Genomic DNA, 26,634 nt, shown 5'->3' with positions numbered 1-26,634 from the left:
ACCCAGGTTCGGTGGGCAGGGCACTCAACAAAAACAAAAAGCCCGACAAAAAACAAAAACAGAGCACGCAACTACTTCTTGGGGAGCTTCGGCTCCCCTTGTAGTTTCCGGCTTTTGTCCTGCCGCTTGCGCCGACCGGTGCAGCCTCCTACACCATCCCTCGACTAAATGCTAGAATCCCCGCCCATCATGCGGTCGTTCTTCGTATATGGCCGAAAATCCCTTCAAACAGTGCATCCCATGCTGAAGAAGCTGTTCAAGTCTTTGAATACTCCCGCGCGTCATCCGCAGCACCGGCGTACCACGCCCGAAGTGCTCAATGCTGGCCAACACTCGCTGCAGCGCAGCCAGTTCAGCCGCCACGCCGTGGGCATCGTCGAACGCCTGCAGACCGCTGGCTACCAGGCCTATCTGGTAGGCGGTTGCGTACGTGACCTCATGCTGGGCATCGTGCCCAAGGATTTCGACGTCGCTACCAGCGCCACGCCGGAGCAGGTACGTGCCGAGTTTCGCAACGCCCGAGTGATTGGCCGACGCTTCAAGCTCGTGCACATCCATTTCGGCCGCGAGATCATCGAAGTCGCGACTTTCCGAGCCAATCACCCGGAAGAAGACGACGAACAGGATGTCCATCGTTCCTCGAGCAGCGAGAGCGGACGCATCCTGCGCGACAATGTCTACGGCACCTTGGAAGACGACGCCCAGCGCCGCGACCTCACCATCAATGCGCTGTACTACGATCCGGTCAGCGAGCGCATTCTGGACTACGCCAATGGCGTACACGACGTGCGCAACCGTCTGATTCGCCTGATCGGTGATCCGACCCAGCGTTATCAGGAAGATCCAGTGCGCATGCTGCGCGCGGTGCGCTTCGCCGCAAAGCTGGATTTCGGCATCGAGAAGCACACGGCCACGCCGATTCGCGAGCTGGCGCCGATGCTGCGCGAAATACCCTCGGCGCGGCTGTTCGAGGAAGTGCTCAAGCTGTTTCTGTCCGGCCATGCCGCCGACACATTCGAGATGCTTGTCGACCTGCACTTGTTCGATTCGCTATTTCCAGCCACCACGCAGGCGCTGGAAGACACCCCGACCTATACCCATACGTTGATCAGCGAAGCACTGCGCAACACTGACTTGCGCATCAAGCAAGGCAAGCCGGTCACCCCAGCCTTCCTGTTCGCCGCCCTGCTCTGGCCAGCGTTGCCGGCACGCGTACTGCGCCTGCAGAGCCGCGGCATGCCGCCGATCCCGGCAATGCAGGAAGCAGCCCATGAACTGGTTGCCGAGCAATGTCAGCGCGTCGCCATTCCCAAGCGTTTCACCATCCCGATTCGCGAGATCTGGGACATGCAAGAGCGCCTGCCGCGCCGCAGCGGTAAACGTGCCGATCTGCTACTGGACAATCCGCGTTTCCGCGCCGGCTACGATTTCCTCCTGCTGCGCGAAAAGGCCGGCGAAGAGACCGAAGGCCTGGGTGAGTGGTGGACCGACTATCAGGACTGCAACGACAGTGAACGCCGCGAGATGATCGCAGACCTGGGCGGCAAGGATGAATCAGGTGCGCCACGCAAGCGTCGCCGTACCGGCACCAAACGCAAGCGCGCAGAAGGCGACGAGTAACATGCAGCGCGTGCACATCGGCCTGGGCAGCAACCTGGAAAGCCCGCAACGGCAACTGCGCGAGGCGTTGCAGGCCCTGGCTGCACTGCCGGACACCACGTTGACAGCGGTTTCTTCGTTCTATACCAGCGACTCACTGTTACCCGGCCAGCCTCGCTATACCAATGCCGTGGCAGCCCTCGACACCGAGCTGGCGCCACTGCCGCTGCTCGATGCGCTGCAGGCGATCGAGCACGAGCAGGGCCGCGAACGTATCGAGCGCTGGGGGCCGCGCACCCTGGACCTGGATATCATCACCTATGCCGACCGGGTGATCGACGAACCCCGTTTGAAGGTGCCGCACTACCATCTGCAGGCACGCGCGTTCGTGCTGTATCCGTTGGCCGAACTGGTTGACGAGGGCTTCATGCTGGCGGACGGCCGCAGCCTGCGCGCGCTTCTGGCTGCCTGCCCGTTCGCGGGGCTGGAAAGACAGTAGCGCAGGTAGGGCCTCTTCGCGGGCAGAGCCCGCTCCCACAGGGAACCTGTGGAATTGAGCTCTATGCACAAAGAGGTGGATCTCACACGGAACCTGTGTCAGCGAGCTCTGCCCACGCAGAAGCCTTCAACCCAATTGACTTCCCCGGTCGTGCTCACGACTATAGGCGGCCCGTCGCACCCCTGAGGTGCCAAACGGCGCGAAACCAACCTTTATGAGTGGGTTTCCAAACATCACGACAGATGATGTTGTGTCGATACAGCGCCAGCCCGAGGATACTTTTCATGCCCGAACTTACCCTGACCGCCCTGCAGAGCCTCAAGCTCAAGGGTGAAAAGATCACCATGCTGACCTGCTACGACGCGACGTTCGCCCACGCCGCCTGCGCGGCCGGTGTCGAAGTATTGTTGGTGGGCGATTCGCTAGGCATGGTGCTGCAGGGGCATGACAGCACGTTGCCCGTGACCGTGGCGGACATGGCCTACCATGTCGGCTGCGTGAAACGTGGCAACCAAGGCGCCTTCATCGTTGCCGACCTGCCGTTCATGGCCTATTCCACCTGCGAGCAAACTCTGGCCAACAGTGCGCTGTTGATGCAGGCCGGGGCGCACATGGTCAAGCTCGAAGGCGCTGCCTGGCTCGCCGAGTCGGTGCGCTTGCTGGCCGAGCGCGGTATTCCGGCCTGCGTTCATCTGGGGCTGACCCCGCAATCGGTGAACCTGCTGGGCGGCTACAAGGTACAGGGCCGTCAGGACATCCAGGCACGCCAGATGCGTGCCGACGCCATTGCCCTGGAGCAGGCCGGAGCGGCCATGCTGCTGCTCGAATGCGTGCCCGTGGAGCTGGCTGCCGACATCGCCCAGGCGGTGAAGATCCCGGTGATCGGCATTGGCGCCGGCAGCGCAGTCGACGGCCAGGTGCTGGTTCTGCACGACATGCTCGGGCTCTCCCTGAGCGGCCGCGTGCCGCGGTTCGTGAAAAACTTCATGAACGGGCAGAGTGATATTCACGGCGCCCTGCGCGCCTATGTCGCCGCCGTCAAGGCGGTGGATTTTCCCGCACCCGAACATGGATTCGCCTCATGAACACCGTCAAGACCGTACGAGAACTGCGCGCCGCCGTGGCCCGTGCCCGTGGCGAAGGCAAGCGTATCGGGCTGGTACCGACCATGGGCAACCTGCACAGCGGTCATGCCGCGCTGGTCGCCAAGGCCACCCAGCGTGTCGATTTCGTCGTGGCGAGCATCTTCGTCAACCCTTTGCAATTCGGCGCCGGCGAAGACCTGGACAAGTACCCGCGCACCCTGGCGGCCGATCAGGAACGGCTGGTGCAGGCAGGCTGCAGCCTGCTGTTCGCACCTTCGGCGGCGGAAATGTACCCCGACGGCATGGCCGGGCAGACCCGAGTGAGCGTTCCGCAGTTGTCCGAGGGCTTGTGCGGCAGCAGTCGTCCAGGCCATTTCGAAGGCGTGGCGACGGTGGTCAGCAAGCTGTTCAACATGGTCCAGCCGGACCTGGCCGTGTTTGGCCAGAAGGACTACCAGCAACTGGCCGTGATTCGCGCGCTGGTGCGCGACCTCAATATGCCCATCCAGATCATCGGCGAGCCGACCGTGCGCGCCGAAGACGGCCTGGCCCTGTCATCGCGCAATGGGTATCTGAGCCAGGAGCAGCGTGCTCAGGCGCCTCTGTTGTATCAGGTGCTCAGCCAGGTCGCGGCGCAGATAAGCCAAGGCCGTCGCGACTATCCGCTGCTGCTGGACAACGCCAGGCAGGTCATTGCCCAAGCCGGCTTCGCTCCGGAGTACCTGGAAGTTCGCCACGCCGTGACCTTGCGTCCAGCCACTGCCGAAGACCGCGACCTGGTGATTCTGCTCGCGGCGAATCTTGGCACTACCCGACTGATCGACAACCTGCACCTGGACCTCGATCACGACACTCAACACGGCTGAACCGCGACAGCTTGAAAGTCCCTCGCGCATCGTTCACTAGGCGCAGACAGAACGCGCGCGGCGGTTTAAGGTGGTGCAGCGTCCGAACCGTGCATTGGCAGCCGATCAGCGGCCCGCAACCACCCTGGCCGCCTGTTGGATCTTTTGATGCAGCAGGCACGCAACCGGCCGAGCGTTCCAATGTCCAAAGGCAGTTCAAGAAAAAGGAAATTTGCAGCGATGGCGTACTACCGAACCCCGCATGACGTGACCACCCTGCCCGCTTGGCAGGCGCTAACCCAACACCGCGCTGCCATGCAAGACTTCAGCATGCGCGATGCCTTCAATGCCGACCCACAGCGCTTCGAACATTTCTCCCTGAGCGCCTGCGGCCTGTTCCTCGACTATTCGAAAAACCTGATCGACGCCCAGACCCGCGACCTGCTGGTGCAACTGGCCAACGAAGTCGACCTGCAAGGCGCGATCAAGGCGATGTTTGCCGGCGAACTGCTCAACGCGTCCGAAGGCCGTCCGGCCTTGCACACCGCATTGCGCCGCCCTGTGGGCGACAAGCTCAATGTCAACGGCGTCAACGTGATGCCGGACGTGCACAAGGTGCTCAACCAGATCACCGAGCTGGTCACGCGCATCCATGACGGCCTGTGGCGTGGTTACACCGAGAAGCCGATCACCGACGTGGTGAACATCGGTATCGGTGGCTCCTTCCTCGGCCCGGAACTGGTGTCCGAAGCCTTGCTGCCGTACGCCCAGAAAGGCGTGCGCTGCCATTACCTGGCCAATATCGATGGCAGTGAGTTCCACGAGCTGTCGGCCAAGCTGCGTGCCGAGACGACCCTGTTCATAGTCTCCTCGAAGTCGTTCAGCACTCTGGAAACATTGAAGAACGCGCAGGCCGCGCGGGGCTGGTACCTGGCCCAGGGCGGCTCGGAAGCCGAGTTGTACCGCCACTTCATCGCGGTGTCGAGCAACAATGCCGCAGCCGTCGAGTTCGGCATCCGCGAAGAAAACATCTTCCCGATGTGGGACTGGGTCGGCGGGCGTTATTCGCTGTGGTCGGCCATCGGCTTGCCGATTGCCATGTCGATCGGCATGGCCAACTTCAAGGAGCTGCTGTCGGGCGCCTACACCATGGACCAGCATTTCCAGTCGGCGCCGTTCGAACAGAACATGCCGGTGCTGTTGGCCTTGCTGGGGGTCTGGTACGGTAATTTCTGGGATGCCAAGAGCCACGCGATCCTGCCGTACGACCATTATTTGCGCAACATCACCAAACACCTGCAGCAGTTGGACATGGAGTCCAACGGCAAGAGCGTGCGCCAGGACGGCACGCCGGTGAACATCGATACCGGCCCGGTGATCTGGGGTGGCGTCGGCTGCAACGGCCAGCATGCCTATCACCAGTTGCTGCACCAAGGCACCCACATGATCCCGGCCGACTTCATCGTCCCGGTGGTGAGCTTCAATCCGGTCGCCGACCATCACCAGTGGTTGTTCGCCAACTGCCTGTCGCAGAGCCAGGCGCTGATGCTGGGCAAGAGCCGCAGCGAGTCCGAAGCCGAACTGCGCGAGCGCGGTATGGCCGAAGACGAGGTGCAGAAACTGGCGCCGCACAAGGTCATTCCCGGCAACCGTCCGAGCAATACGCTGGTGGTCGAGCGCATCAGCCCGCGTCGCCTGGGCGCCCTGGTGGCCATGTATGAACACAAGGTGTTCGTGCAGAGCGTGCTGTGGGGCATCAACGCTTTCGATCAGTGGGGCGTGGAACTGGGCAAGGAGCTGGGCAAGGGTGTCTACCAGCGCCTGATCGGTGAAAACGAATCGCTGGCCGAAGATGCCTCTACCCAGGGCCTGATCAACTATTTCCGCGGTCGTCATCGCGGCTGACCCTGGATATCCCGCGGCGCTGCAAGCCAGCGTCGCGGTGGTTCGATACCCCGTTGCACCGGGCAATTGATGTAGAATTGCCTCCCTTCTTTTTGCGTCAGGCACCGTGCATGTCCGCTTTGATCCAGGCGCTGCGCGCCGCCCTCGACGTCCGCTCCTCACTGCTCGAGCAACTGCATGAACAGGGCACTGATTGCTATCGCCTGTTCCATGGCAGCCAGGAAGGTGCCGGTGGCTTGACCGTCGACCGCTACGGTCCGCAACTGCTGATCCAAAGCTTTCATCAGACGCTGACACACGAAGACCTGCTGGCCCTGCACGGCGCCGTCGAGCAACACCTGCAGACGCCGCTGCTGCTGGTGTATAACGACCGTTCACGAGGCAACTCGCGGATCGACCGGGACGACACGGTGTATCGTGCCGAAGACGCGGCGCTGGTCGACATGATCGGACACGAATGGGGTTTGAATTATCGCGTACGCGGACGGCATCCCGGACAGGACCCGTTGCTGTTTCTCGACCTGCGCAACGCGCGCGGCTGGGTCAAGCGAAACAGTGCTGGCAAAAGCGTGTTGAACCTGTTCGCCTACACCTGCGGCGTAGGCCTGAGCGCGGCAGCGGGCGGCGCCCGCGAGGTGTGCAACCTGGACTTTGCCGAAGGCAACCTGGCGGTCGGTGCGGAGAACGGCACGCTGAACCCCGATCTTGCGCCCATGCAGTTCATCCAGTCGGATTACTTTCCCGCCATTCGGCAGCTGGCCGGGTTACCCATCACTGCGCGTCGCGGGCAGAAACTGCCGGACTATCCGCGCCTGCAGCAACGTCAATACGATCTGGTCTTTCTCGACCCGCCCGCCTGGGCGAAGAGCGCGTTCGGCACGGTCGACCTGCTGCGCGATTACCAGAGCCTGCTCAAGCCCGCGATCCTTGCCACGGCCGACAACGGCGTACTGGTCTGCTGCAACAATTTGGCCAAGGTCAGCCTCGACGACTGGCGCGATCAAGTGCTGCGCTGCGCCGAAAAAGCCGGACGGCCTGTGCGTGAATACGCGGTGCTGAGCCCAGCCGCCGATTTCCCTTCCAGCGACGGCCATCCACCGTTGAAGACGCTGATCCTGAATTTCTAGTTTTCCTACAGCAACTGGTGAAAATTCCATGACTTACGCGGCCTGAGTCATAGGAACCGCATTGACGTGCCATACTCCAAGCACCTCAGATCACGTCAGATGGCCTCATTTCCATGTCCAAAGGATTGAAACGCACCGCCGCCACCCTTGTGGCGCTGGTGGCGCTGTACGCTCTGCTCGGCTTCCTGATCCTGCCCGGCATCGCGCTGCGGGTTGCCAATCAGCAGTTGGCAGACTATTCCACTGTTCCTGCCCAGTTGCAGCGCCTGGAATTCAATCCGTTCAGTCTCGAGCTGACCTTGTGGGGGCTGAAAATCGGTGAGCCTGGCGCCGAGCAGGTCGGTTTTGACCGGCTGTACGCCAATCTGCAACTGGACAGCCTGTGGACCGGCGCGCTGCATTTGGTTGCCGTGGAGCTGGAAAAGCCCCGGACCGAAGTGCTGTTCGACAAAGACGGCAAGCTCAATCTGAGCAACTTGTTCAAGCTTCCCGCCGGCGACCCTGCCACACAGGACCAGCCTTCCGAACCTTTCGCGTTGCGCATCGACAGTATCAAGCTGGTCGATGGCTATCTGCATTTCAAGGATCTGCGTCCCAGCCAGCCGATCGAGTTTCTCTACGACTCGATGAACCTGGAGCTGCAGAACCTTAGTACGCTGCCGGACGATCACGCCGATATGACCCTAGTGGCCAACAGCCCTCAAGGCGGTCGTATCGACTGGCGCGGGCGAATTGGTCTGAGCCCGGTGTCTTCCCAGGGCTCGCTGAAGGTGACCGATGCACAGATGAGCGTCTGGTGGCCGTACGTGCGTGACAGCGTGCCCCTAGTTCTGGAAAAGGGCGTACTTTCCCTCAGTGCCGACTACAACCTGAACCTGGCCAAGCAGACCGAGCTCACCCTGAACAAGGTAGCCCTCACCGTTGCGCCCTTCGCGATCGCTGCCCCCGATGGTCGCCCCCTGGCGCGGCTCGAGCACCTGGAGGTCAGCGACACATCGGTCGATCTGGTCAAGCAGTTGGTCAGGGTCGGCCAGATACGCAGTCGCGGCCTGGAAACCTGGGCCGCCCGCGAAGCGGATGGGCAGCTCGATTGGCAAAAGCTGTTCGCCAGCCCGACGACGGCGCAGGTGCAGGCACAGACGCCAGCACCCAGCAAGCCGCCAGCCGCGCCAGCCAAGCCTTGGCAGGTTCTGCTCAAGGATGTGCAGTTGCGCGACTACCGGGTGCATCTGGCAGACCGCGTGCCGACCGACAACGTAGCGGTGGAGCTTGGCCCCCTCAACCTGGATCTGCGTGACTTCGACAGCCTCAACGGCGCTCCCTTCACCCTCAAGCTGGACACCGGGCTGGGCAAGCAAGGCCACCTGCAGGCCAGCGGCGAGGTCAGCCTAGCCCCGGTTGCCGCACGCCTGAAGGTCAGCACCCAAGACATCGACCTGCGGGTCGCTCAGGCCTATATCAGCCCGCTGATTCGCCTGGAACTGCGCAGCGGCATGCTCGACAGCGATCTTGCTGTGCAACTGACCAGCACCGAACCCTTGGCGATGACAGTGTCAGGCCGCGCTGAAATCGATCAGTTGCACACGCTCGATACCCTCAAGGAACGCGATTTCGTCAAATGGCAGCACCTGACTCTCGACGGCCTCGACTATCGCCATGGCGATCGTCTGGAGATCGAGCGGGTGCAGCTGCAACAGCCTTACGCACGCTTCATGATCAACGAAGACCGTACCACCAATATCGACGACCTGCTGATTCCGCAACCCGCGCAGCCCGCCAACTCGGCCAATGCGGGGAAACCCGCAGGTGCTGAAAAACCTCTGGGTATTCGCATCGGCGCCGTGGACATCGACAATGGCTCGGCCAACTTTGCCGACTTCAGCCTCACTCCGAACTTTGCCACGGCGGTTCAGCAACTCAACGGGCGCATCGGTACGATCGACAACCGTCAGGCCAAGCCCGCACGCATCGACATCCAGGGCAAGGTCGACCGCTACGCGCCGGTGACCATCGCCGGTGCGCTGAATCCGTTCGACCCTATGGCCAGCCTGGATATCACCACCAGCTTCAAACGCGTCGAGCTCACCACCCTGACACCCTACTCAGGCAAGTTCGCCGGGTATCGCATCCGCAAGGGCCGTCTGAACCTCGACTTGCACTACTTGATCACCAAGGGCCAGCTCAAGGCAGAGAACAAGCTGCTGGTGGAACAGCTGCAACTAGGGGACAAGGTCGACAGCCCGGATGCAGTCGATCTGCCGCTGCGCCTGGCCATAGCGCTGCTCAAGGATTCCCAAGGCAGGATCGCCATCGAACTGCCGGTGAGCGGCGATCTGAACAGCCCGCAGTTCAGCGTCATGCCGATCGTCTGGCAGACCCTGCGCAACCTGATGGTGCGTGCCGCCCAGGCGCCGTTCAAGTTCATCGGTGGACTGGTCAGTGGCGGCGGCTCGGAAGACCTCAGCACGGTGTCGTTCCGTCCCGGGTCGGATGAATTGAGCGCCGAGGCCCAGGCGGCCTTGATGAAGCTGGCAGCGGCCTTGAAGGAACGCCCCACACTGCGTCTGGAAATCGAAGGCACCAGCGCTCAAGCCAGCGACGGGCCGCTGATTGCCCAACAGCGCCTGGAGCGCGAGTATCAAAGCACCTACTATAAGATGGCTCAGCGCCGCGGCGACAAAGTCCCCGCCACCGCCGCCGAGATGCAAGTACCCGAAGACGACAAGCCTGCGATGCTCGAGGCCATCTACCGCACTCGCCTCAAGGGCCAGCCGCCGGTGGAATGGCAGCAGCTGGAAAGCCGTGTCCGCACCGACCGGCTGCGCGAGGCGGTACTCAAATCATGGGCGTCGAACAATGCCCTGCTGCGTCAACTGGGGCAGGCGCGTGCAGGCAGCATCAAGGACTTTCTGGTCGACAAGGGCCAGTTGGCGGACGAGCGTGTGTACTTCATCGATGCAGCCCTGGGCCAGGCCGAAAAAGATGGGCGCATCATCACTCCCCTGCATCTGGATGCCGAATGAACAAATTGACTTGGATCACCTGCGTACCGTTGCTGCTGGCACTGTGCACCTCAGCCAGCGCCGCCTCGACGATGCGTTGTGGCAATACTCTGGTGTCGCTGAACGACCGCACGGTTCAGGTCGAACAGAAATGCGGCGCGCCTGCGAGCAAGGCTCAGACGGGCTACGAACGATCGGGGCCGATCAATCGACGCGTCGAACTGCCGATAGAAGAGTGGGTGTACGGACCTTCGAACGGTATGAGCCAATACCTGAAGTTCGTCGGCAGCAAACTGGTGCAGATCGAAAGCAGCCGCAACTGACTCATCATTGTCCGACTGCGTTAAAGACGCTCATAAAAAAAGCCCCGTCGCATGGCGCCGGGGCTCTCAGTGGCCACGTCCCTGTGGCCTTCGCATGAAACTCACTCGGCTTTCAGGCCATCGGCGGAAACTGCTTTCACGCCTTTGATTGCCTTGGTGATACGCACGGCAGTAGCTTTCTGAGCATCGGTCACAGCAACGGTCGACGACAGGGATACCACGCCTTTGTTGGTTTCTACCTTGATGTCGGTGCCTGGAATGCCTTTCTCGGTGACCAGATCGGACTTGACCTTGGTGGTGATCCAAGTGTCGGAGGTTGCTTCTTTGGCGTGAGTCACTTCACCAGCAGCAACAACCATTGGAGCCTGGGTGGACTGTTGAGCGAAAGCAGCGTTGGCCATGGTCATGGTCAGCGCGGTAGCAGCAGCGGCAGCAATAGCGAACTTCTTCATACGAGTCACTCCTGTTTTTTGAAAGGTCTGCACCATTTAATGTCTTGGTGGCAGGTGACAAGGATATTGCAGACCTCGTGCCAACCCGCCAACATCGATAAAATCCTTTATTATCAACAACTTGAAATTCTGCCAAAAAACGTCTTTCGTGCAAGTTGCACGTCTGCGGGTAATTTTGCGTGCAAGTTGCAAGTTCGCAAAAGTTCCCTGACGTTTTAGAACGCCTTGACTGAGCACTCCCAACAAAGCGCAAGCTACTGAGCAAACTCTAGTCGAAAAAAAAGAGCCCCGAAGGACTCTTTTTCTCACGCCGGCGAGTTTAGGCGCCCGAAGCCTTTGCAGCAGCAACGTCCTTGATGGACAGCTTGATACGGCCGCGGTTGTCCACGTCCAGTACCAGTACTTCCACTTCTTCGCCTTCCTTGAGGATGTCGGTCACTTTCTCGACGCGCGCATCGCTGAGCATCGAGATGTGAACCAGACCGTCCTTGCCTGGCAGGATGTTGACGAAAGCACCGAAGTCGACGATGCGCTCGACCTTGCCCACGTAGATCTTGCCGATCTCGGCTTCTGCGGTGATACCCAGAACGCGCTGACGCGCTGCTTCAGCTGCTTCCTTGGATTCGCCGAAGATCTTGATCGAGCCGTCGTCTTCGATGTCGATCGAAGCCTTGGTTTCCTCACAGATGGCGCGGATGGTGGCGCCACCCTTGCCGATCACGTCGCGGATCTTGTCGGTGTCGATCTTCATCGCGATCATGGTCGGCGCGTTTTCCGACAGCTCGGTACGCGAAGTGCCGATGATCTGGTTCATCTGACCGAGGATGTTCAGGCGCGCTTCCAGCGCCTGGCCCAAGGCGATTTCCATGATCTCTTCGGTGATACCGTTGATCTTGATGTCCATCTGCAGCGCGGTAACGCCCTTGGCGGTACCGGCCACCTTGAAATCCATGTCGCCGAGGTGGTCTTCGTCACCGAGGATGTCGGTGAGAATGGCGAACTTGTCGCCTTCCTTGACCAGGCCCATGGCGATACCGGCAACCGGTGCTTTCATCGGCACACCGGCGTCCATCAGTGCCAGGGAAGCACCGCAGACCGACGCCATGGAGCTGGAACCGTTGGACTCGGTGATTTCCGATACCACGCGGATGGTGTACGGGAACACGTCGGCGGCTGGCAGCATGGCCTGTACCGAACGACGGGCCAGACGGCCGTGGCCGATTTCACGACGACCCGCGCCGCCCATGCGACCACATTCGCCCACCGAGAACGGAGGGAAGTTGTAGTGCAGCATGAAGGGGTCTTTCTTCTCGCCTTCCAGGGTGTCCAGCAACTGAGCGTCGCGGGCAGTGCCCAGAGTCGCCACGACCAGCGCCTGGGTTTCACCGCGGGTGAACAGGGCCGAACCGTGGGTTTTCGGCAGAACACCGACTTCGATGTTCAGCGGGCGCACGGTCTTGGTGTCGCGACCGTCGATACGTGGCTTGCCGTTGACGATGTTTTCGCGAACGGTGCGGTATTCGATCTCGCCGAAGATTTCCTTCACTTCGGCTGCGGTTGGCTTGCCTTCTTCGCCGGAGAACTTGGCGATCACCTGGTCACGCAATTCGCCCAGCTTGGCGTAGCGATCGGCCTTGACGGTAATGGTGTAAGCCTGGGAAACGGCATCGCCGAATTCGCCACGGATTGCGCCCAGCAGCTCGGTGTTCCAAGCTTTCGGAGTCCAGCTCCAGGTGGGCTTGGCGGCTTCTGCAGCCAGCTCGCCGACGGCCTTGATGACCGATTGGAACTCATCGTGGGCGAACAGCACGGCGCCCAGCATCTGGTCTTCGGTCAGCTCTTTGGCTTCCGATTCAACCATCAGCACGGCGTCTTTGGTACCGGCCACGACCATGTCCAGGCTCGAAGCCTGCTGCTGCTCGTAAGTCGGGTTCAGCAGGTAGCCAGTGCTCTCGTGGAAAGCCACGCGCGCAGCGCCGATCGGGCCGTCGAACGGAATGCCGGAAATGGCCAGGGCCGCCGAGGTACCGATCATCGCAGCGATGTCCGGATCGGTTTTCTTACTGGTGGAAACGACGGTGCAGACGACCTGCACCTCGTTCATGAAGCCTTCTGGGAACAGCGGGCGGATCGGGCGATCGATCAAACGCGAGGTCAGGGTTTCTTTCTCGGAAGGACGGCCTTCACGCTTGAAGAAACCACCGGGAATCTTGCCGGCAGCGTAGGTCTTTTCCTGGTAGTGCACGGACAGCGGGAAAAAGCCTTTGCCTGGATCGGCTTGCTTGGCACCTACCACGGTGACCAGTACGGTCACGTCGTTATCGACGGTGACCAGCACGGCGCCGGAGGCTTGACGGGCAATACGGCCCGTTTCGAGGGTTACGGTCGATTGACCGAATTGAAACGTCTTGATTACCGGGTTCACGGTTTCCTACCTTCTGTTGGCTCTTGGGGGAACTGGTTTCTTGCGAAATTCTTGGGCAGAGCGGGGAATCGGCCCCGTTGACCGTCCAGATACAACTTGAGGCTGGAAACCTGCCCGCCCCCGCGGAAAACCCGCTGGGGTACGACAGACAACCAACCTCAGGATTGCGCGTGGCGCCCTCGCAGGCCCGGACTTGAGCCCAGGCCTGCGAACATGGCAAACCACGCTTGTCACCGCGTGTCGAGCCGCTATTAGCGACGCAGACCCAGACGACCGATCAGGGCGCTGTAACGGGTGACGTCCTTGCCCTTCAGGTAGTCCAGCAGCTTGCGGCGCTGGTTGACCATACGGATCAGGCCACGACGCGAGTGGTGGTCCTTGCCGTTGGCCTTGAAGTGACCCTGCAGCTTGTTGATGTTGTGCGTCAGCAGTGCAACCTGCACTTCTGGCGAACCGGTATCACCAACGGCTTGCTGGTAGTCGGCAACGATTTGAGCTTTGTCTTCAACGCTAAGAGCCATGAGGCATCTCCACTATCAAGGGCACTGCACGCAGTGTCCAACAGGCCAGGGCAAAACCCTGTTTTCATGAGAAGAGGTGCGACCGTGCCTGTTGACAGCCGTCCTCGACCAGCCGCCACGAATACCGTGGCGACCGGGATCGGTCATTCCGACCGAATCAAGCGACGTGGCGCAATGCGCCCGTCTTCGCTCACTTCACCGATACCGATGAAGCGACCATTGTGATCCTGTACCCGCACCATGCCGAACTTGGGAGCTTCGGGAGCCCTCACCGGCTGGCCGTGGAGCCAGTAGAACGCGCTGTGCTCCGAGAACTGCAGCAGAGGCCAATCCTGCAAGCCGCTGTCCGAAGGCAGCAGGAACCTGTCCACTGCCTCGTTGCCGCCCTCGGCATGCACGGCTTCGAGCTCTTCGAGCGTAACCGTCTGCGTCAGGCTGAACGGGCCCGCTTGCGTGCGACGCAGTTCTGCCACGTACGCACCGCATCCCAACGCCTCGCCGATGTCTTCGACCAGGGTCCGAATGTACGTGCCTTTGCTGCAGTCCACGGCGAACCTTGCAGTGGTCTGCTCGCAGCCAAGCAATTGCAGCCGCGCAATAGTAACAGAACGCGGCTCGCGCTCCACTACTTCACCGGCACGTGCCAGCTTGTACAACGGCTGCCCATCGCGCTTGAGCGCCGAGTACATCGGCGGTATCTGGCTGATCTGGCCGCGGAAACGAGGCAATACCGCCTCGATGTCGGAGTGACCGACGGTCACCTCGCGGGTCTGCAGAACCTCGCCCTCGGCATCCGCCGTGGTCGTGGTCTTGCCCAGCTGCGCCAGGGTCTCGTAGCCTTTGTCGGATTCGAGCAGGTACTGGGAAAACTTGGTCGCCTCGCCAAAGCACAGCGGCAGCACACCGGTCGCCAATGGATCGAGACTGCCGGTGTGACCGGCCTTCTCGGCATTGAGCAGCCAGCGCACTTTCTGCAGCGCGGCGTTGGATGTGAACCCCAGTGGCTTGTCCAGCAGGATGATGCCACTGACATTGCGACGGATACGCTTGACCTGAGCCACCGGGATTACTCCTTGGGCTCTTTGGCCGACTCGTCCACGTGATGCTGGCTGTCTTCGGCCACGGCACGCTCGATCAACGCCGACAGATGAGCGCCGCGGCTCACACTCTCGTCGTAGTGGAAGTGCAACTGCGGCACGCTGCGCAGCTTCATTTCCTTGGCCAACTGCATGCGCAGGAAACCGGCGGCCGAGTTCAGCACCTTGATGCTCTGGGCGATATCAGCAGCGCTGTCCTGGCCCATGACGGTGATGAAGATCTTGGCATGACCGACATCGCGGCTGACTTCGACCGCTGTGATGGTGACCAGGCCAACGCGCGGATCCTTGACCTCGCGACGGATCAGTTGCGCCAGCTCGCGCTGCATCTGATCGCCGATACGCTGGGTACGGCTGTATTCTTTTGCCATGTTTCATTACCTGTAACTAGAGCGGCAAACGCCCGATCAGGCTGGGCCGGATCGGGCGTTGCGTTTAGAACCGGCCCGGCACTGGCCGGACAGGTTCCTGGAGGTCGCAGCTTAGAGAGTACGAGCCACTTGGACTTTCTCGAAGACTTCGATCTTGTCACCGACCTTGACATCGTTGTAGCTCTTGACGCCGATACCGCATTCCATGCCGGCACGCACTTCGGACGCATCGTCCTTGAAGCGACGCAGCGATTCCAGCTCGCCTTCGAAGATCACGATGTCTTCGCGCAGTACACGGATCGGACGGTTGCGGAAGACCACACCCTCGATGACCATGCAGCCGGCGATCGCACCGAACTTCGGCGAACGGAACACGTCACGCACTTCGGCGATACCCAGGATGTTCTCGCGAACATCGCTGCCCAGCATACCGGTCAGCGCTTTCTTGACGTCTTCGATGATGTCGTAGATCACGTTGTAGTAACGCATATCCAGACCTTCCTGCTCGACGATCTTGCGCGCGCCAGCATCGGCCCGCACGTTGAAGCCGAACAGTACCGCTGTCGAAGCCAGCGCCAGGTTGGCATCGGATTCGGTGATACCACCGACGCCGCCACCGACCACACGCACTTGCACTTCGTCGTTGCCCAGGCCGTTCAAGGCCCCCTGCAACGCTTCCAGCGATCCACGGACGTCGGATTTGAGGACGATGTTGAGCGTCTTCTTCTCTTCCTGGCCCATGTTCTCGAAGATGTTTTCCAGCTTGCCGGCATGAGCACGGGCCAGCTTGACTTCGCGGAACTTGCCTTGACGGAACAGAGCCACTTCACGGGCTTTCTTCTCGTCGGCAACCACGCTCATCTCGTCGCCCGCATCCGGGGTACCGTCAAGGCCCAGGATCTCGACCGGAATGGCCGGACCGGCTTCCTTGATCGGCTTGCCGTTCTCGTCGAGCATGGCACGTACGCGGCCGTAGTTCGAACCGACCAGCACCATGTCGCCCTGACGCAGCGTACCGTCCTGAACCAGCACGGTGGCCACTGGGCCACGGCCCTTGTCCAGGCGCGATTCAACGACCACACCGCGGCCGGGAGCCGATGGCGTTGCGGTCAGTTCCAGTACTTCAGCCTGCAGCAACACGGCTTCGAGCAGTTCGTCGACGCCAGTACCCTGCTTGGCCGAAACCGGTACGAACGGGGTGTCGCCGCCCCACTCTTCCGAAGTCACACCGTGAACCGACAGCTCGCTGCGGATACGGTCCAGGTCGGCACCTGGCTTGTCGATCTTGTTCACTGCAACCACCAGTGGCACGCCAGCGGCTTTCGCATGCTGAACGGCTTCGATGGTTTGCGGCATCACGCCGTCGTCCGCCGCGACCACCAGGATCACGATGTCCGTCGCCTTGGCACCACGGGCACGCATCGCGGTAAACGCGGCGTGGCCCGGGGTGTCGAGGAAGGTGACCATGCCGCGTTCGGTTTCGACGTGGTAGGCACCGATGTGCTGGGTGATACCGCCGGCTTCGCCTGCAGCAACCTTGGCACGACGAATGTAGTCGAGCAGCGAGGTCTTGCCGTGGTCGACGTGGCCCATGACGGTCACGACCGGTGCACGAGCGAACGCCTCACCCTCGAACTTCAGCGATTCGGCCAGGGAATCTTCCAGGGCGGTGTCGCTGACCAGGGTCACCTTGTGACCCAGCTCCTCGGCAACCAGCTGGGCAGTTTCCTGATCCAGCACCTGGTTGATGGTGGCTGGCGTGCCCAGCTTGAACATGAACTTGATGATCTCGGCAGCCTTGACCGACATCTGTGCGGCCAGATCGCCAACAGAGATGGTCTCGCCGATTTTCACGTCACGTACCAGCGGCCCGGTAGGGCTCTGGAAACCGTGGGCGTTGCGCTTCTTCAGCTTGCCCTTGCCACGACCGCCACGACGGAAGCCATCGCTCTCTTCGTCGGTGGTACGCGGTGCGGCGCGCGGCGTCGGAGCCTTTTCCTTGACGGTGGCACGGTGAGGCTGGTTCTTGCGCTCGCCATCACTGTTGCCACTGCCGCTGCGACGGTCGTCGTTGCGCGGCTTGTCGGGACGACGAGGCTCTTCCTTCTTGCGCTCGGGAGCCGGTGCAGGTGCCGGGGCGACCGCAGCCACTTCGACGCTTGGCGCCGCAGGAGCTTGGGTCGCGACGGCAGGGGCGTCGGCCTGAGCGGTGCTAGGCTGCTTGCGCGTTTCTTCTTCGGTACGCGAACGCGTGTCCTGCTCAACCTTCTGACGGGCAGCATCATTCGCTGCGCGACGCTCGTCGAGCTCGCGCTTCTGCTCGGCCTGGATCTCTTCCGGGCTGCGCTGAACGAATACCTTCTTCTTGCGTACTTCTACGCTGATGCTCTTGCTACCGGCCACACGCAGGGTGCTTTGGGTCTTGCGCTGCAAGGTAATCTTGCGCGGTTCTTCCGCTTTCGCCTTGTGGCTGCTTTTCAAATGAGTCAGCAGAGCCTGCTTCTCATTGTCGGTCACAACTTGTCCGGCGTCGGTGTGCGGCAGACCTGCCTCACGCATCTGCTGAAGCAGGCGCTCTACCGGTGCGGCGACCTCTTGGGCCAATTCTTTCACCGTGACTTGCGTCATGCACTTCTCTCCTCAGGCCGCGCCAATTACTCGAACCAATGGGCTCGGGCGGCCATGATCAACTTGCCGGCACGATCTTGGTCAATGCCGTCGATGTCGAGCAGGTCGTCAATCGACTGCTCGGCCAGGTCTTCGCGGGTAACTACGCCGCGCACCGCCAGTTCCATCGCCAAATCCTTGTCCATACCCTCAAGCGAGAGCAGGTCTTCGGCCGGATGGGCGTCTGCCAGCTTTTCCTCTGTAGCGATGGCTTTGGTCAACAAACGATCCTTGGCCCGAGCGCGAAGCTCGTTGACGATGTCTTCGTCAAAGCCGTCGATGTTGAGCATCTCTTCCAACGGTACGTAGGCAATTTCTTCCAGGCTTGTGAAGCCTTCGTCGACCAGTACCTGGGCCAACTCTTCATCGACTTCCAGCTCGTCGATGAAGTTGCGCAGGATGTCACCGGTTTCCGCTTGCTGCTTGGCCTGAATGTCCGACTCGGTCATCACGTTCAGTGTCCAGCCGGTCAACTGGCTGGCCAGACGCACGTTCTGCCCGCCACGGCCAATTGCCTGGGCCAGGTTGTCGGCACCCACGGCGATGTCCATGGCATGGGCGTCTTCGTCGACGATGATGGCCGCGACTTCCGCCGGGGACATGGCATTGATGACGAACTGTGCCGGGTTATCGTCCCAGAGGACGATGTCGACGCGCTCGCCGCCCAACTCGCCGGACACAGCCTGCACACGCGATCCGCGCATGCCGATACAGGCACCTTGCGGGTCGATGCGCTTGTCCTTGGAGCGAACGGCGATCTTGGCGCGCGAACCCGGATCACGGGATGCGGCCATGACTTCGATAAGGCCTTCAGCGATTTCCGGCACCTCGATACGGAAAAGCTCGATGAGCATTTCCGGCGCGGTACGCGAAAGAATCAGTTGAGGACCTCGGTTTTCGGTACGAATTTCCTTGAGCAGCGCGCGCAAGCGCACACCGACACGGAAGGTTTCGCGCGAAATGATATCTTCCCGAGCCAGCAAGGCCTCGGCATTGTTGCCCAGATCGACGATAACGTTGTCACGGGTCACTTTCTTGACCGTGCCAGAGATGATCTCGCCCAGTCGTTCACGGTAAGCATCCACCACCTGGGCGCGCTCGGCTTCGCGAACTTTCTGCACGATCACCTGCTTGGCGGTCTGGGCAGCGATGCGACCGAACTCGATGGAGTCGATCTTCTCTTCGATGACATCACCCACTTTGGCTTCGGGGTGCGTCAGTACAACCTTGCTTGGCCAGGTTTCGATGGCCGGATCGTCCAGGTCGTCTTCTTCGACGACTGTCCAGCGACGGAAAGTTTCATAGGAGCCAGTGTGGCGATTGATTTCCACACGAAGATCCACTTCGTCTTCGAAGCGTTTCTTGGTCGCGGTCGCCAGAGCAATCTCCAGCGCTTCGAATATTACGCCTGCCGGTACACCCTTTTCATTGGATACCGACTCAACAACCAGCAGTACTTCTTTGCTCATCGTACGCCTCGCCTTTCGCAAGCCATTGGATCCGCGGGACCCGCAGTATCTGGCACGTCTCAGTCAAAACTGGGAATGATATTGGCCTTGTCGATCGAATCGATCGGCAGCAGGAACTCGTGTTCGTCTACTCGAATCACGACATCCTGGTCCTCCACACCATGGAGAAGGCCCTGAAAGTTGCGTCGTCCTTCGAAAGGGGCGCGCAGCTTTATCTTTACTTGTGCTCCGGCGTACGCGGCAAACTGTTCGATGGTGAACAGCGGGCGTTCCATGCCTGGAGAAGAAACTTCAAGGGTGTATTCGACGGTGATTGGATCTTCAACGTCCAGTACACCACTGAGCTGGCGGCTGACAATGGCGCAATCGTCCACCAGCACTCCGCCCTCTTTATCGATATAGACACGCAAAAGTGAATGGCGGCCTTGAGCCGAAAACTCAATACCCCAGCATTCATAGCCAAGGGCCACGACCACCGGGGCCAACAAGGCCTGCAACTGTTCTAGCTTGCTCGACACCTGAACCCCCTCGTGCATGCTGTGCAAATAAAAAATGGGCGAAGCGCCCATCCCGGATACGCCGTTGAATACCGGCGCTAAGAACTGTCCAGCTAACAAAAAGCCCCTTTGAAAAGGGGCTTTGCTAAAACTGGTTGCGGGAGCTGGATTTGAACCAACGACCTTCGGGTTATGAGCCCGACGAGCTACCAGACTGCTCCATCCCGCGACAAAGCTGGGGCGAAAGTATACGACCGAACCCGTTTTGGGTCAATCCAAGCTTCCACCGACAAGAAAGCCCGCAACAGCGGGCTCTCCTGATAATTGGTACCGAGAAGGGGACTCGAACCCCTACACCCTATGGGCACAACCACCTCAAGGTTGCGTGTCTACCAATTCCACCACCTCGGCAATACAACGTGTGAAACCCTTACCGCTTTTGTAACCCTGACACTCTTGCGAGTATCACTTTTGCCCTTGAGCCTGAGGAACGTCGGTAGCAGGAGCTACGTCGGTCTTTTGCTCTTGGAGCACCGGAACATCATCTGCTGCCGGCTTTTGCCTAGGTGCTTCGATGACCGCTGGATCTGGCAAACCTACTTGAGTCAGCTGTTGAGCTTTCTCTTTAGCAAAGTAACCTAAACCCAAGCTGGTTATGAAGAAACAGGCGGCAAGTATAGCAGTAAACTTACTAAGAAAGGTAGAGGAACCTTGGCTTCCGAAGACAGTATTTGATGCACCTGCCCCGAATGACGCGCCAGCGTCCGCACCTTTGCCCTGTTGCAGCAAAACCAGAGCGACAACGCTCAGTGCACCCAACAGATGAAGAACGACTACGACTGTTTCCAGCATTTTCTCAGTTTCCCGCGGCGCGACAGATCGCACCGAAATCATCTGCATTCAGGGAAGCACCACCAATGAGGCCCCCATCGATATCCGGCATGCCGAACAGTTCGGCCGCATTGGCCGCTTTGACGCTACCGCCGTACAACAGCCGCACAGCTTGTGCGACCTTGGCATCTTCTGCCGTCAACTGAGCCCGGATGGCGGCGTGCACATCCTGAGCCTGTTGCGGCGTGGCAGTCAGCCCGGTGCCAATAGCCCAGACCGGCTCGTAGGCAATCACCGCATGGGTGAAGGCTTCGATACCCAAGGCTGCAATGACGCTGCCCAGCTGACGACCTACAATTTCCAAAGTCTGACCGGCTTCGCGCTCTTCAAGGGTTTCCCCCATGCAAAGCACTGGCGTCAGGCCGGCCGCTTGTGCGGCGCGGAATTTCTCGATCAGTTGCTGCTCGCCTTCGCCGATGACCTGGCGACGCTCGGAGTGACCGATCAGAACCAGCGAACAACCGGCATCGACCAACTGGCTCGAGGCGGTTTCGCCGGTCAATGCACCTTGCTCGGCCTGAACCGCGCAGTTCTGCGCACCGACAGCGATGCGGCTGCCCTGCAGACCCTCGACCACATGGTCGACGAACAACAGGGGCGGGAACACCGCAACCTCGACAGAGTCGGGCAAGGACTGTTCGGACAGACCCTTGATCAGCTCGGCGACGCTGGCGCGGGTACCGTGCATTTTCCAGTTACCAGCTACCATGGGGCGACGCATGCTGTACCTCGTCGATCAAAGTGGGCGCAGATGTTACCCAACGCAACGTTCACTGGCAAGCCGTATTCAGGCGCAAACTTCACTCACCAGCCTGGCAAGCTCATCGGCGTAGCCACGCACGACTTTTTCGTCGTCGCCCTCGACCATTACCCGCACCAGCGGCTCGGTCCCGGACTTGCGCAACAGCACGCGCCCACGACCACCCATGGCCTCGGTCACCCGCGCGCAGGCTTCCTTGACAGAGGGGTGCTCGACCGGATTGACGTCGCCACCGGCAAAACGCACGTTGACCAATACCTGAGGGCACTTGCGCAGCCCCTGACGGGCGTGTGCAAGGGTTTCGTCACGGCGTTTGAGGGCCAGCAGCACCTGCAGCGCAGCGATGATCGCATCGCCCGTGGTGGTGTGATGGCAGCAGACGATGTGCCCGGAATTCTCGCCACCCAGCTGCCAGTCGCGCTCCTTGAGCTCGGCCATCACGTAGCGGTCGCCAACGCTGGCGCGAACGAATGGGATGGACAGGTCCTGGAAGGCCAGCTCAAGGCCAAGATTGCTCATCAGGGTACCGACCACGCCACCGTGCAGCTTGCCGCGCTCGTGGAGATCGCGGGCGATGATGAACAGCAAGTCGTCACCATCGACGATGGCGCCCGTATGGTCGACCATCAATACGCGGTCACCGTCTCCGTCGAAGGCGATGCCCAGGTCGGCATGGCCTATCAGCACGGCAGCCTGCAACGCTTCCATGTGGGTCGAGCCGCAATTGTCGTTGATGTTCAGGCCATCGGGCGCGGCAGACAGCACGGTGACCTGTGCGCCCAGCTCGCGAAAGACATTGGGTGCGACCTTGTAGGTGGCGCCATGGGCACAATCGATCACCAGCTTGAGGCCGGCGAAGTCAGTCGTGGTGGGCACGCTGCTCTTGCAGAACTCGATGTAGCGGCCGGCGGCATCGTTGATGCGCGAGACTTTGCCCAGCTTGCTGGACTCGGCCACCGTCATCGGCGCATCCATGAGCTCTTCGATCATCGACTCGACTTCGTCGGGCAGCTTGGTGCCCTGGCCGGAGAAGAACTTGATGCCGTTGTCATCGTGCGGATTGTGCGAAGCACTGATGACGATGCCGGCCTCGGCATGGAACGTACGCGTCAGGTAGGCAATGGCGGGCGTGGGCATCGGGCCCAGCAACAGGACGTCGGCGCCGGCCGCAGACAGACCGGCCTCCAGCGCCGATTCGAACATGTAGCCGGAGATCCGCGTGTCCTTGCCGACCAGCACGCGGCAGGCGCCCATCTTGCGGAACGCCATGCCGGCCGCCCAGCCCAGCTTGAGCATGAAATCAGGGGTAATCGGGTACTCGCCGACACGACCACGAATGCCGTCGGTGCCAAAATATTTCCTGCTCATAAGTACTCCGTAATTCTTATTCGGCCGCTTCAACGGCGGCGATCATCCGAACGACATCAATCGTTTCGGCCACATCGTGGACGCGCAAGATCTTCGCACCCTTGGTCATCGCCAAGGCCGCCAGGGCCAAGCTGCCATTGAGGCGCTCAGCCACCGGCTTGTTCAGGGCCAACCCGACCATGCTCTTGCGCGAAACACCTACCAGCAAGGGCCGCCCGAGCGCATGCAGCGCCTGCATATGCTTGAACAGGCTGAGATTGTGCGCATGCGACTTGGCGAAACCGAAGCCTGGGTCGAGCAGTATACGCTCTGCAGGGATGCCGACCGAAGCACAGGCGTGCATGCGTTCGGACAGAAAGCCTGCCACCTCGCCCAGCAGGTCGTCGTAGTGGGGATGGTCCTGCATGGTGCCAGGCTCGCCCACCATGTGCATCAAACACACCGGAAGGCCAGTGGCCGCAGCAGCGTCCAGTGCGCCGTCACGGCGCAGCGCGCGCACGTCGTTGATCAAACCGGCGCCGAGCCGTGCACTTTCGCGCATGACTGCCGGCGTGGAGGTGTCCACCGAAATGATCACATCCAGTTCGCGGTTGATCGCTTCGACCAAAGGCGCGACACGCTCAAGTTCTTCCACCGCAGACACAGCTCGAGCGCCTGGGCGTGTCGATTCGCCACCGATGTCGATCAAGGTTGCGCCGGCATCGACCATCGCCTGCGCATGACGCAGGGCCAGATCGCGCTGGTTGAAGCGGCCACCATCGGAAAAGGAGTCGGGGGTGATATTGAGGATGCCCATGACGTGCGTCTGGGCCAGATCGAGAACCCGGTTGCCGCAAGGCAACCGAGTGGGGTATTGCGAAGGGGTCATGTCAAACCTTAGGTATCGAGCGTTGAGGCGTCTGTATCAGACCTCGGCCGCTGGCCCACCGATGGGTGTTTCAGGACGCGGATCCGGTGCGATGGTCGTGCCCGACGAACCCGAACCACCGCCGGACCAATCGCGAGGCTCACGCGGTGTACGGCCCGCCATGATGTCATCGATCTGATCGGCATCGATCGTCTCGTACTTCATCAGCGCGTCCGCCATCGCATCCAGCTTGTCACGGTTATCCGTGAGGATCTGCCTGGCCGTGCCGTAGCACTGGTCAATGATACTGCGCACTTCGGAGTCGATCACCTTGGCAGTTTCGCCCGACACCGCAGCTGCACCACCGCCACCGCCTCGACCCAGGTAACCCTGGTCTTCGTCTTCCGCGTAGAGCAATGGCCCCAGCTTCTCGGACAAGCCCCACTTGGTAACCATGTTTCGAGCGATCTGGCTGGCGCGCATGATGTCGTTGGACGCACCGGTGGTGACGCCATCGAAGCCCAGTGTCATCTCTTCGGCTATACGACCACCGTAAAGCGAGCAGATCTGACTGATCAGTGCGCGCTTGGAGAGGCTGTAGCGATCCTCTTCGGGCAGGAACATGGTCACACCCAGCGCGCGACCGCGCGGAATGATCGAGACCTTGTAGACCGGATCGTGCTCGGGCACGACGCGACCGACGATGGCATGGCCCGCTTCGTGGTAAGCAGTGTTCTGCTTCTCTTTCTCGGACATGACCATGTTTTTGCGCTCGGCGCCCATCATGATCTTATCCTTGGCGAGCTCGAATTCCTTCATCTCGACAAGGCGCTTGCCATTGCGGGCAGCGAACAGCGACGCTTCGTTGACCAGGTTGGCCAGATCGGCACCGGAGAAACCCGGTGTACCGCGAGCGATGACCGCAGGGTTCACGTCGTCGCCCAAGGGCGCTTTCTTCATGTGAACCTTGAGGATCTGCTCGCGACCGCGGATGTCCGGCAGACCGACCACAACCTGACGGTCGAAGCGGCCTGGACGCAGCAGCGCAGCGTCGAGTACGTCTGGACGGTTGGTCGCGGCAATGACGATTATGCCGTCATTCATTTCAAAGCCGTCCATTTCGACCAGCAACTGGTTGAGTGTCTGCTCGCGCTCGTCGTGACCACCGCCCATGCCGCCGCCACGATGGCGACCCACGGCATCGATTTCGTCGATGAAGATGATGCAAGGCGCGTGCTTCTTCGCCTGCTCGAACATGTCACGTACACGGCTGGCACCGACACCGACGAACATCTCGACGAAGTCCGAACCGGAAATGGTGAAGAACGGTACCTTGGCTTCGCCGGCAATGGCCTTGGCCAGCAGCGTCTTACCAGTACCGGGCGGGCCGACCATCAGCACGCCGCGGGGAATGCGACCGCCCAGGCGCTGGAACTTGCCTGGATCGCGCAGGAATTCGACGAGTTCGCCGACTTCCTCCTTCGCTTCGTCGCAACCGGCCACGTCGGCCAGGGTGGTCTTGACCTGATCTTCGGAGAGCAGGCGCGCCTTGCTCTTGCCGAAGCTCATCGGGCCGCCCTTGCCACCCGCCCCGCCTTGCATCTGGCGCATGAAGAACATGAACACCGCGATGATCACCAGGATCGGGAAGCTGGCTACCAGTAGCTGGGTCCAGATGCTTTGCTGTTCAGGCTGCTTGCCCTCGACCACGACCTTGTTGTCCACCAGGTCGCCGATCAGGCCGTTGTCCTGTATGGCAGGCCGGATGGTCTTGAAGGCATCGCCATCGGTACGCTTGCCGGTAATGACATAGCCATCCACGGCAACGCGCTCGACCTTGCCGTCCTTCACCTGCTGGATGAAGTCGGAATAGTTGAGGGTCTGCGGCTCATTGGGGCTGGAGAAGTTGTTCATGACCGTCACCAGGACGGCGGCGATGATCAACCACAGGATCAGATTCTTTGCCATATCGTTCAATTCGCTACCCTCTGAAGCCTGCTACCCGCAACCCGCGCAGGCGTGCTTCGCATGATGTTCACCGGCCAAACTTACTACATTGCCTACGGCTCCGCAGGCGGCGTCTGTAACCTTTTGTGAAACTTTGACTGCGTAATCTTCGTTTATGCTCAGCATGCCGCGCCATTTAATAAAAGCTATCGACAGCCTCAGACCTCATGGTCCGGCTTTTCCGCACCCTTGAAACCACGGCCCAGCAGGTACTGCTCGCGCGAACGGTCACGGGACGAGGAAGGCTTGCGCATCTGGACCTTCTCGAACATCTGCCGAACGGTCTTGTGATACACGTCGAAACCTTCACCCTGGAAGACCTTGATCAGGAAATCCCCGCCCGGACGCAGCACCCGGCTGGCCAGGTCGAGCGCCAGCTCGCAGAGGAACATTGCACGCGGCATGTCGACTGCGGCCAGTCCACTCATATTGGGGGCCATATCGGAAATCACAAGGTCGACCTGCGAATTACCGACAGCTTCGAGGATCTGCGCCAGCACTGCATCCTCGGTGAAGTCGCCCTGGATGAAGGTGACATCTGGGATGCTGTCCATTTCCAGGATATCGGACGCAATGAGTCGACCCTGGCCACCAATCAGACGACTGGTCACCTGGGACCATCCGCCAGGCGCTGCGCCCAGGTCGATGACACTCATGCCGGGGCGGATCAGGCGGTCGCGCTCCTGTATTTCCAGCAGCTTGTAGCTTGCACGCGAACGATACCCGTCTTTCTGCGCCATCTTGACGTAGGGATCGTTGAAGTGTTCTTTCAGCCAATTGAGGCTTGTCTTGGAACGGGCCACGGGGCACCTCGAATAACGGGTCGTGATTAACTGGGCGGAGCCGAGGGCGCTCGGGTAAACTGGCCGCCGCTTTT

The 26,634-nt window shown here is 60.7% G+C and carries 22 protein-coding genes and 2 tRNA genes; 8 read left to right on the top strand and 16 right to left on the bottom strand.

Features of this window, described 5'->3' with window-relative positions; genetic code table 11:
• The first annotated feature begins 240 nt into the window (after positions 1 to 240).
• The 8 genes from IFT57_RS25280 to IFT57_RS25245 all read left to right on the top strand — a co-directional run bounded on the left by IFT57_RS25280 (position 241) and on the right by IFT57_RS25245 (position 10,385).
• Entirely contained in the window at positions 241 to 1,620 is a 1,380-nt protein-coding gene (locus tag IFT57_RS25280) for a polynucleotide adenylyltransferase PcnB (RefSeq protein ID WP_192153058.1), read from the top strand.
• Position 1,621: 1 nt separating this feature from the next.
• Positions 1,622 to 2,098 (top strand): 2-amino-4-hydroxy-6-hydroxymethyldihydropteridine diphosphokinase, encoded by a 477-nt coding sequence (gene folK, locus IFT57_RS25275; protein ID WP_192153057.1) that lies wholly within the window; start codon positions 1,622 to 1,624, stop codon positions 2,096 to 2,098.
• A gap of 284 nt (positions 2,099 to 2,382) precedes the next feature.
• Positions 2,383 to 3,183, top strand: a complete 801-nt coding sequence (gene panB, locus IFT57_RS25270; protein ID WP_192153056.1) for a 3-methyl-2-oxobutanoate hydroxymethyltransferase — start codon at positions 2,383 to 2,385, stop codon at positions 3,181 to 3,183.
• A complete protein-coding gene (gene panC, locus IFT57_RS25265; RefSeq protein ID WP_192153055.1) occupies positions 3,180 to 4,049 on the top strand; it encodes a pantoate--beta-alanine ligase in 870 nt (289 codons plus the stop codon). The genes panB and panC overlap by 4 nt, the downstream gene beginning before the upstream one ends.
• Before the next feature lie 219 nt (positions 4,050 to 4,268).
• The gene (gene pgi, locus IFT57_RS25260; protein ID WP_192153054.1) at positions 4,269 to 5,933 is read left to right on the top strand and encodes a glucose-6-phosphate isomerase; all 1,665 of its coding nucleotides are present in this window, start codon (positions 4,269 to 4,271) and stop codon (positions 5,931 to 5,933) included.
• A gap of 110 nt (positions 5,934 to 6,043) precedes the next feature.
• Positions 6,044 to 7,060 (top strand): class I SAM-dependent rRNA methyltransferase, encoded by a 1,017-nt coding sequence (locus IFT57_RS25255; RefSeq protein WP_122796333.1) that lies wholly within the window; start codon positions 6,044 to 6,046, stop codon positions 7,058 to 7,060.
• A gap of 113 nt (positions 7,061 to 7,173) precedes the next feature.
• On the top strand, positions 7,174 to 10,083 hold the full coding sequence (locus tag IFT57_RS25250; protein ID WP_192153053.1) for a DUF748 domain-containing protein: 2,910 nt from the start codon (positions 7,174 to 7,176) through the stop codon (positions 10,081 to 10,083).
• The gene (locus IFT57_RS25245) at positions 10,080 to 10,385 is read left to right on the top strand and encodes a DUF2845 domain-containing protein (protein ID WP_192153052.1); all 306 of its coding nucleotides are present in this window, start codon (positions 10,080 to 10,082) and stop codon (positions 10,383 to 10,385) included. The genes IFT57_RS25250 and IFT57_RS25245 overlap by 4 nt, the downstream gene beginning before the upstream one ends.
• Before the next feature lie 101 nt (positions 10,386 to 10,486).
• Here the strand turns inward: IFT57_RS25245 and IFT57_RS25240 are convergent, their stop codons facing one another.
• The 16 genes from IFT57_RS25240 to rlmE form a co-directional block, all read right to left on the bottom strand.
• On the bottom strand, positions 10,487 to 10,837 hold the full coding sequence (locus IFT57_RS25240; protein ID WP_122714829.1) for a BON domain-containing protein: 351 nt from the start codon (positions 10,835 to 10,837) through the stop codon (positions 10,487 to 10,489).
• Positions 10,838 to 11,156: 319 nt separating this feature from the next.
• Positions 11,157 to 13,262, bottom strand: coding sequence for a polyribonucleotide nucleotidyltransferase (gene pnp, locus IFT57_RS25235; RefSeq protein ID WP_122480180.1), 2,106 nt, complete (start codon positions 13,260 to 13,262; stop codon positions 11,157 to 11,159).
• Between the two features lie 251 nt (positions 13,263 to 13,513).
• The gene (rpsO, locus tag IFT57_RS25230) at positions 13,514 to 13,783 is read right to left on the bottom strand and encodes a 30S ribosomal protein S15 (protein WP_043190760.1); all 270 of its coding nucleotides are present in this window, start codon (positions 13,781 to 13,783) and stop codon (positions 13,514 to 13,516) included.
• A 143-nt stretch (positions 13,784 to 13,926) separates the two neighbouring features.
• A complete protein-coding gene (gene truB / locus IFT57_RS25225) occupies positions 13,927 to 14,844 on the bottom strand; it encodes a tRNA pseudouridine(55) synthase TruB (RefSeq protein WP_192153051.1) in 918 nt (305 codons plus the stop codon).
• A 5-nt stretch (positions 14,845 to 14,849) separates the two neighbouring features.
• Positions 14,850 to 15,251 carry a 30S ribosome-binding factor RbfA gene (gene rbfA / locus IFT57_RS25220; RefSeq protein WP_122796337.1) on the bottom strand — a complete coding sequence of 134 codons (402 nt, stop codon included), beginning with the start codon at positions 15,249 to 15,251 and terminating at the stop codon, positions 14,850 to 14,852.
• Between the two features lie 111 nt (positions 15,252 to 15,362).
• A complete protein-coding gene (gene infB, locus IFT57_RS25215) occupies positions 15,363 to 17,879 on the bottom strand; it encodes a translation initiation factor IF-2 (protein WP_122796338.1) in 2,517 nt (838 codons plus the stop codon).
• Between the two features lie 26 nt (positions 17,880 to 17,905).
• Positions 17,906 to 19,387 carry a transcription termination factor NusA gene (gene nusA / locus IFT57_RS25210; RefSeq protein ID WP_122480184.1) on the bottom strand — a complete coding sequence of 494 codons (1,482 nt, stop codon included), beginning with the start codon at positions 19,385 to 19,387 and terminating at the stop codon, positions 17,906 to 17,908.
• Positions 19,388 to 19,446: 59 nt separating this feature from the next.
• Positions 19,447 to 19,905, bottom strand: a complete 459-nt coding sequence (gene rimP / locus IFT57_RS25205) for a ribosome maturation factor RimP (protein WP_049858705.1) — start codon at positions 19,903 to 19,905, stop codon at positions 19,447 to 19,449.
• A 131-nt stretch (positions 19,906 to 20,036) separates the two neighbouring features.
• Positions 20,037 to 20,113 (bottom strand) — tRNA-Met (locus tag IFT57_RS25200).
• Positions 20,114 to 20,209: 96 nt separating this feature from the next.
• Positions 20,210 to 20,295: transfer RNA gene (locus IFT57_RS25195), tRNA-Leu, on the bottom strand.
• Between the two features lie 54 nt (positions 20,296 to 20,349).
• Positions 20,350 to 20,736, bottom strand: coding sequence for a preprotein translocase subunit SecG (gene secG, locus IFT57_RS25190; RefSeq protein WP_122480186.1), 387 nt, complete (start codon positions 20,734 to 20,736; stop codon positions 20,350 to 20,352).
• 4 nt (positions 20,737 to 20,740) lie between these two features.
• Positions 20,741 to 21,496, bottom strand: coding sequence for a triose-phosphate isomerase (tpiA, locus tag IFT57_RS25185; RefSeq protein WP_192153050.1), 756 nt, complete (start codon positions 21,494 to 21,496; stop codon positions 20,741 to 20,743).
• Between the two features lie 66 nt (positions 21,497 to 21,562).
• A complete protein-coding gene (gene glmM, locus IFT57_RS25180) occupies positions 21,563 to 22,903 on the bottom strand; it encodes a phosphoglucosamine mutase (protein WP_122480188.1) in 1,341 nt (446 codons plus the stop codon).
• A gap of 16 nt (positions 22,904 to 22,919) precedes the next feature.
• Positions 22,920 to 23,771: a dihydropteroate synthase gene (folP, locus tag IFT57_RS25175; RefSeq protein ID WP_122480189.1), complete on the bottom strand. Its 852-nt coding sequence runs from the start codon at positions 23,769 to 23,771 to the stop codon at positions 22,920 to 22,922.
• A gap of 36 nt (positions 23,772 to 23,807) precedes the next feature.
• Entirely contained in the window at positions 23,808 to 25,718 is a 1,911-nt protein-coding gene (gene ftsH, locus IFT57_RS25170) for an ATP-dependent zinc metalloprotease FtsH (RefSeq protein WP_185795388.1), read from the bottom strand.
• Positions 25,719 to 25,915: 197 nt separating this feature from the next.
• Complete coding sequence (rlmE, locus tag IFT57_RS25165) at positions 25,916 to 26,560, bottom strand: 23S rRNA (uridine(2552)-2'-O)-methyltransferase RlmE (RefSeq protein ID WP_122480191.1); 645 nt, start codon at positions 26,558 to 26,560, stop codon at positions 25,916 to 25,918.
• Positions 26,561 to 26,634: the final 74 nt, after the last annotated feature.

It is taken from the genome of Pseudomonas sp. CFBP 13719 (genome assembly GCF_014842095.1).
Classification (GTDB): Bacteria; Pseudomonadota; Gammaproteobacteria; order Pseudomonadales; family Pseudomonadaceae; genus Aquipseudomonas.
This window is presented reverse-complemented; position numbering and strand designations above follow the sequence as displayed.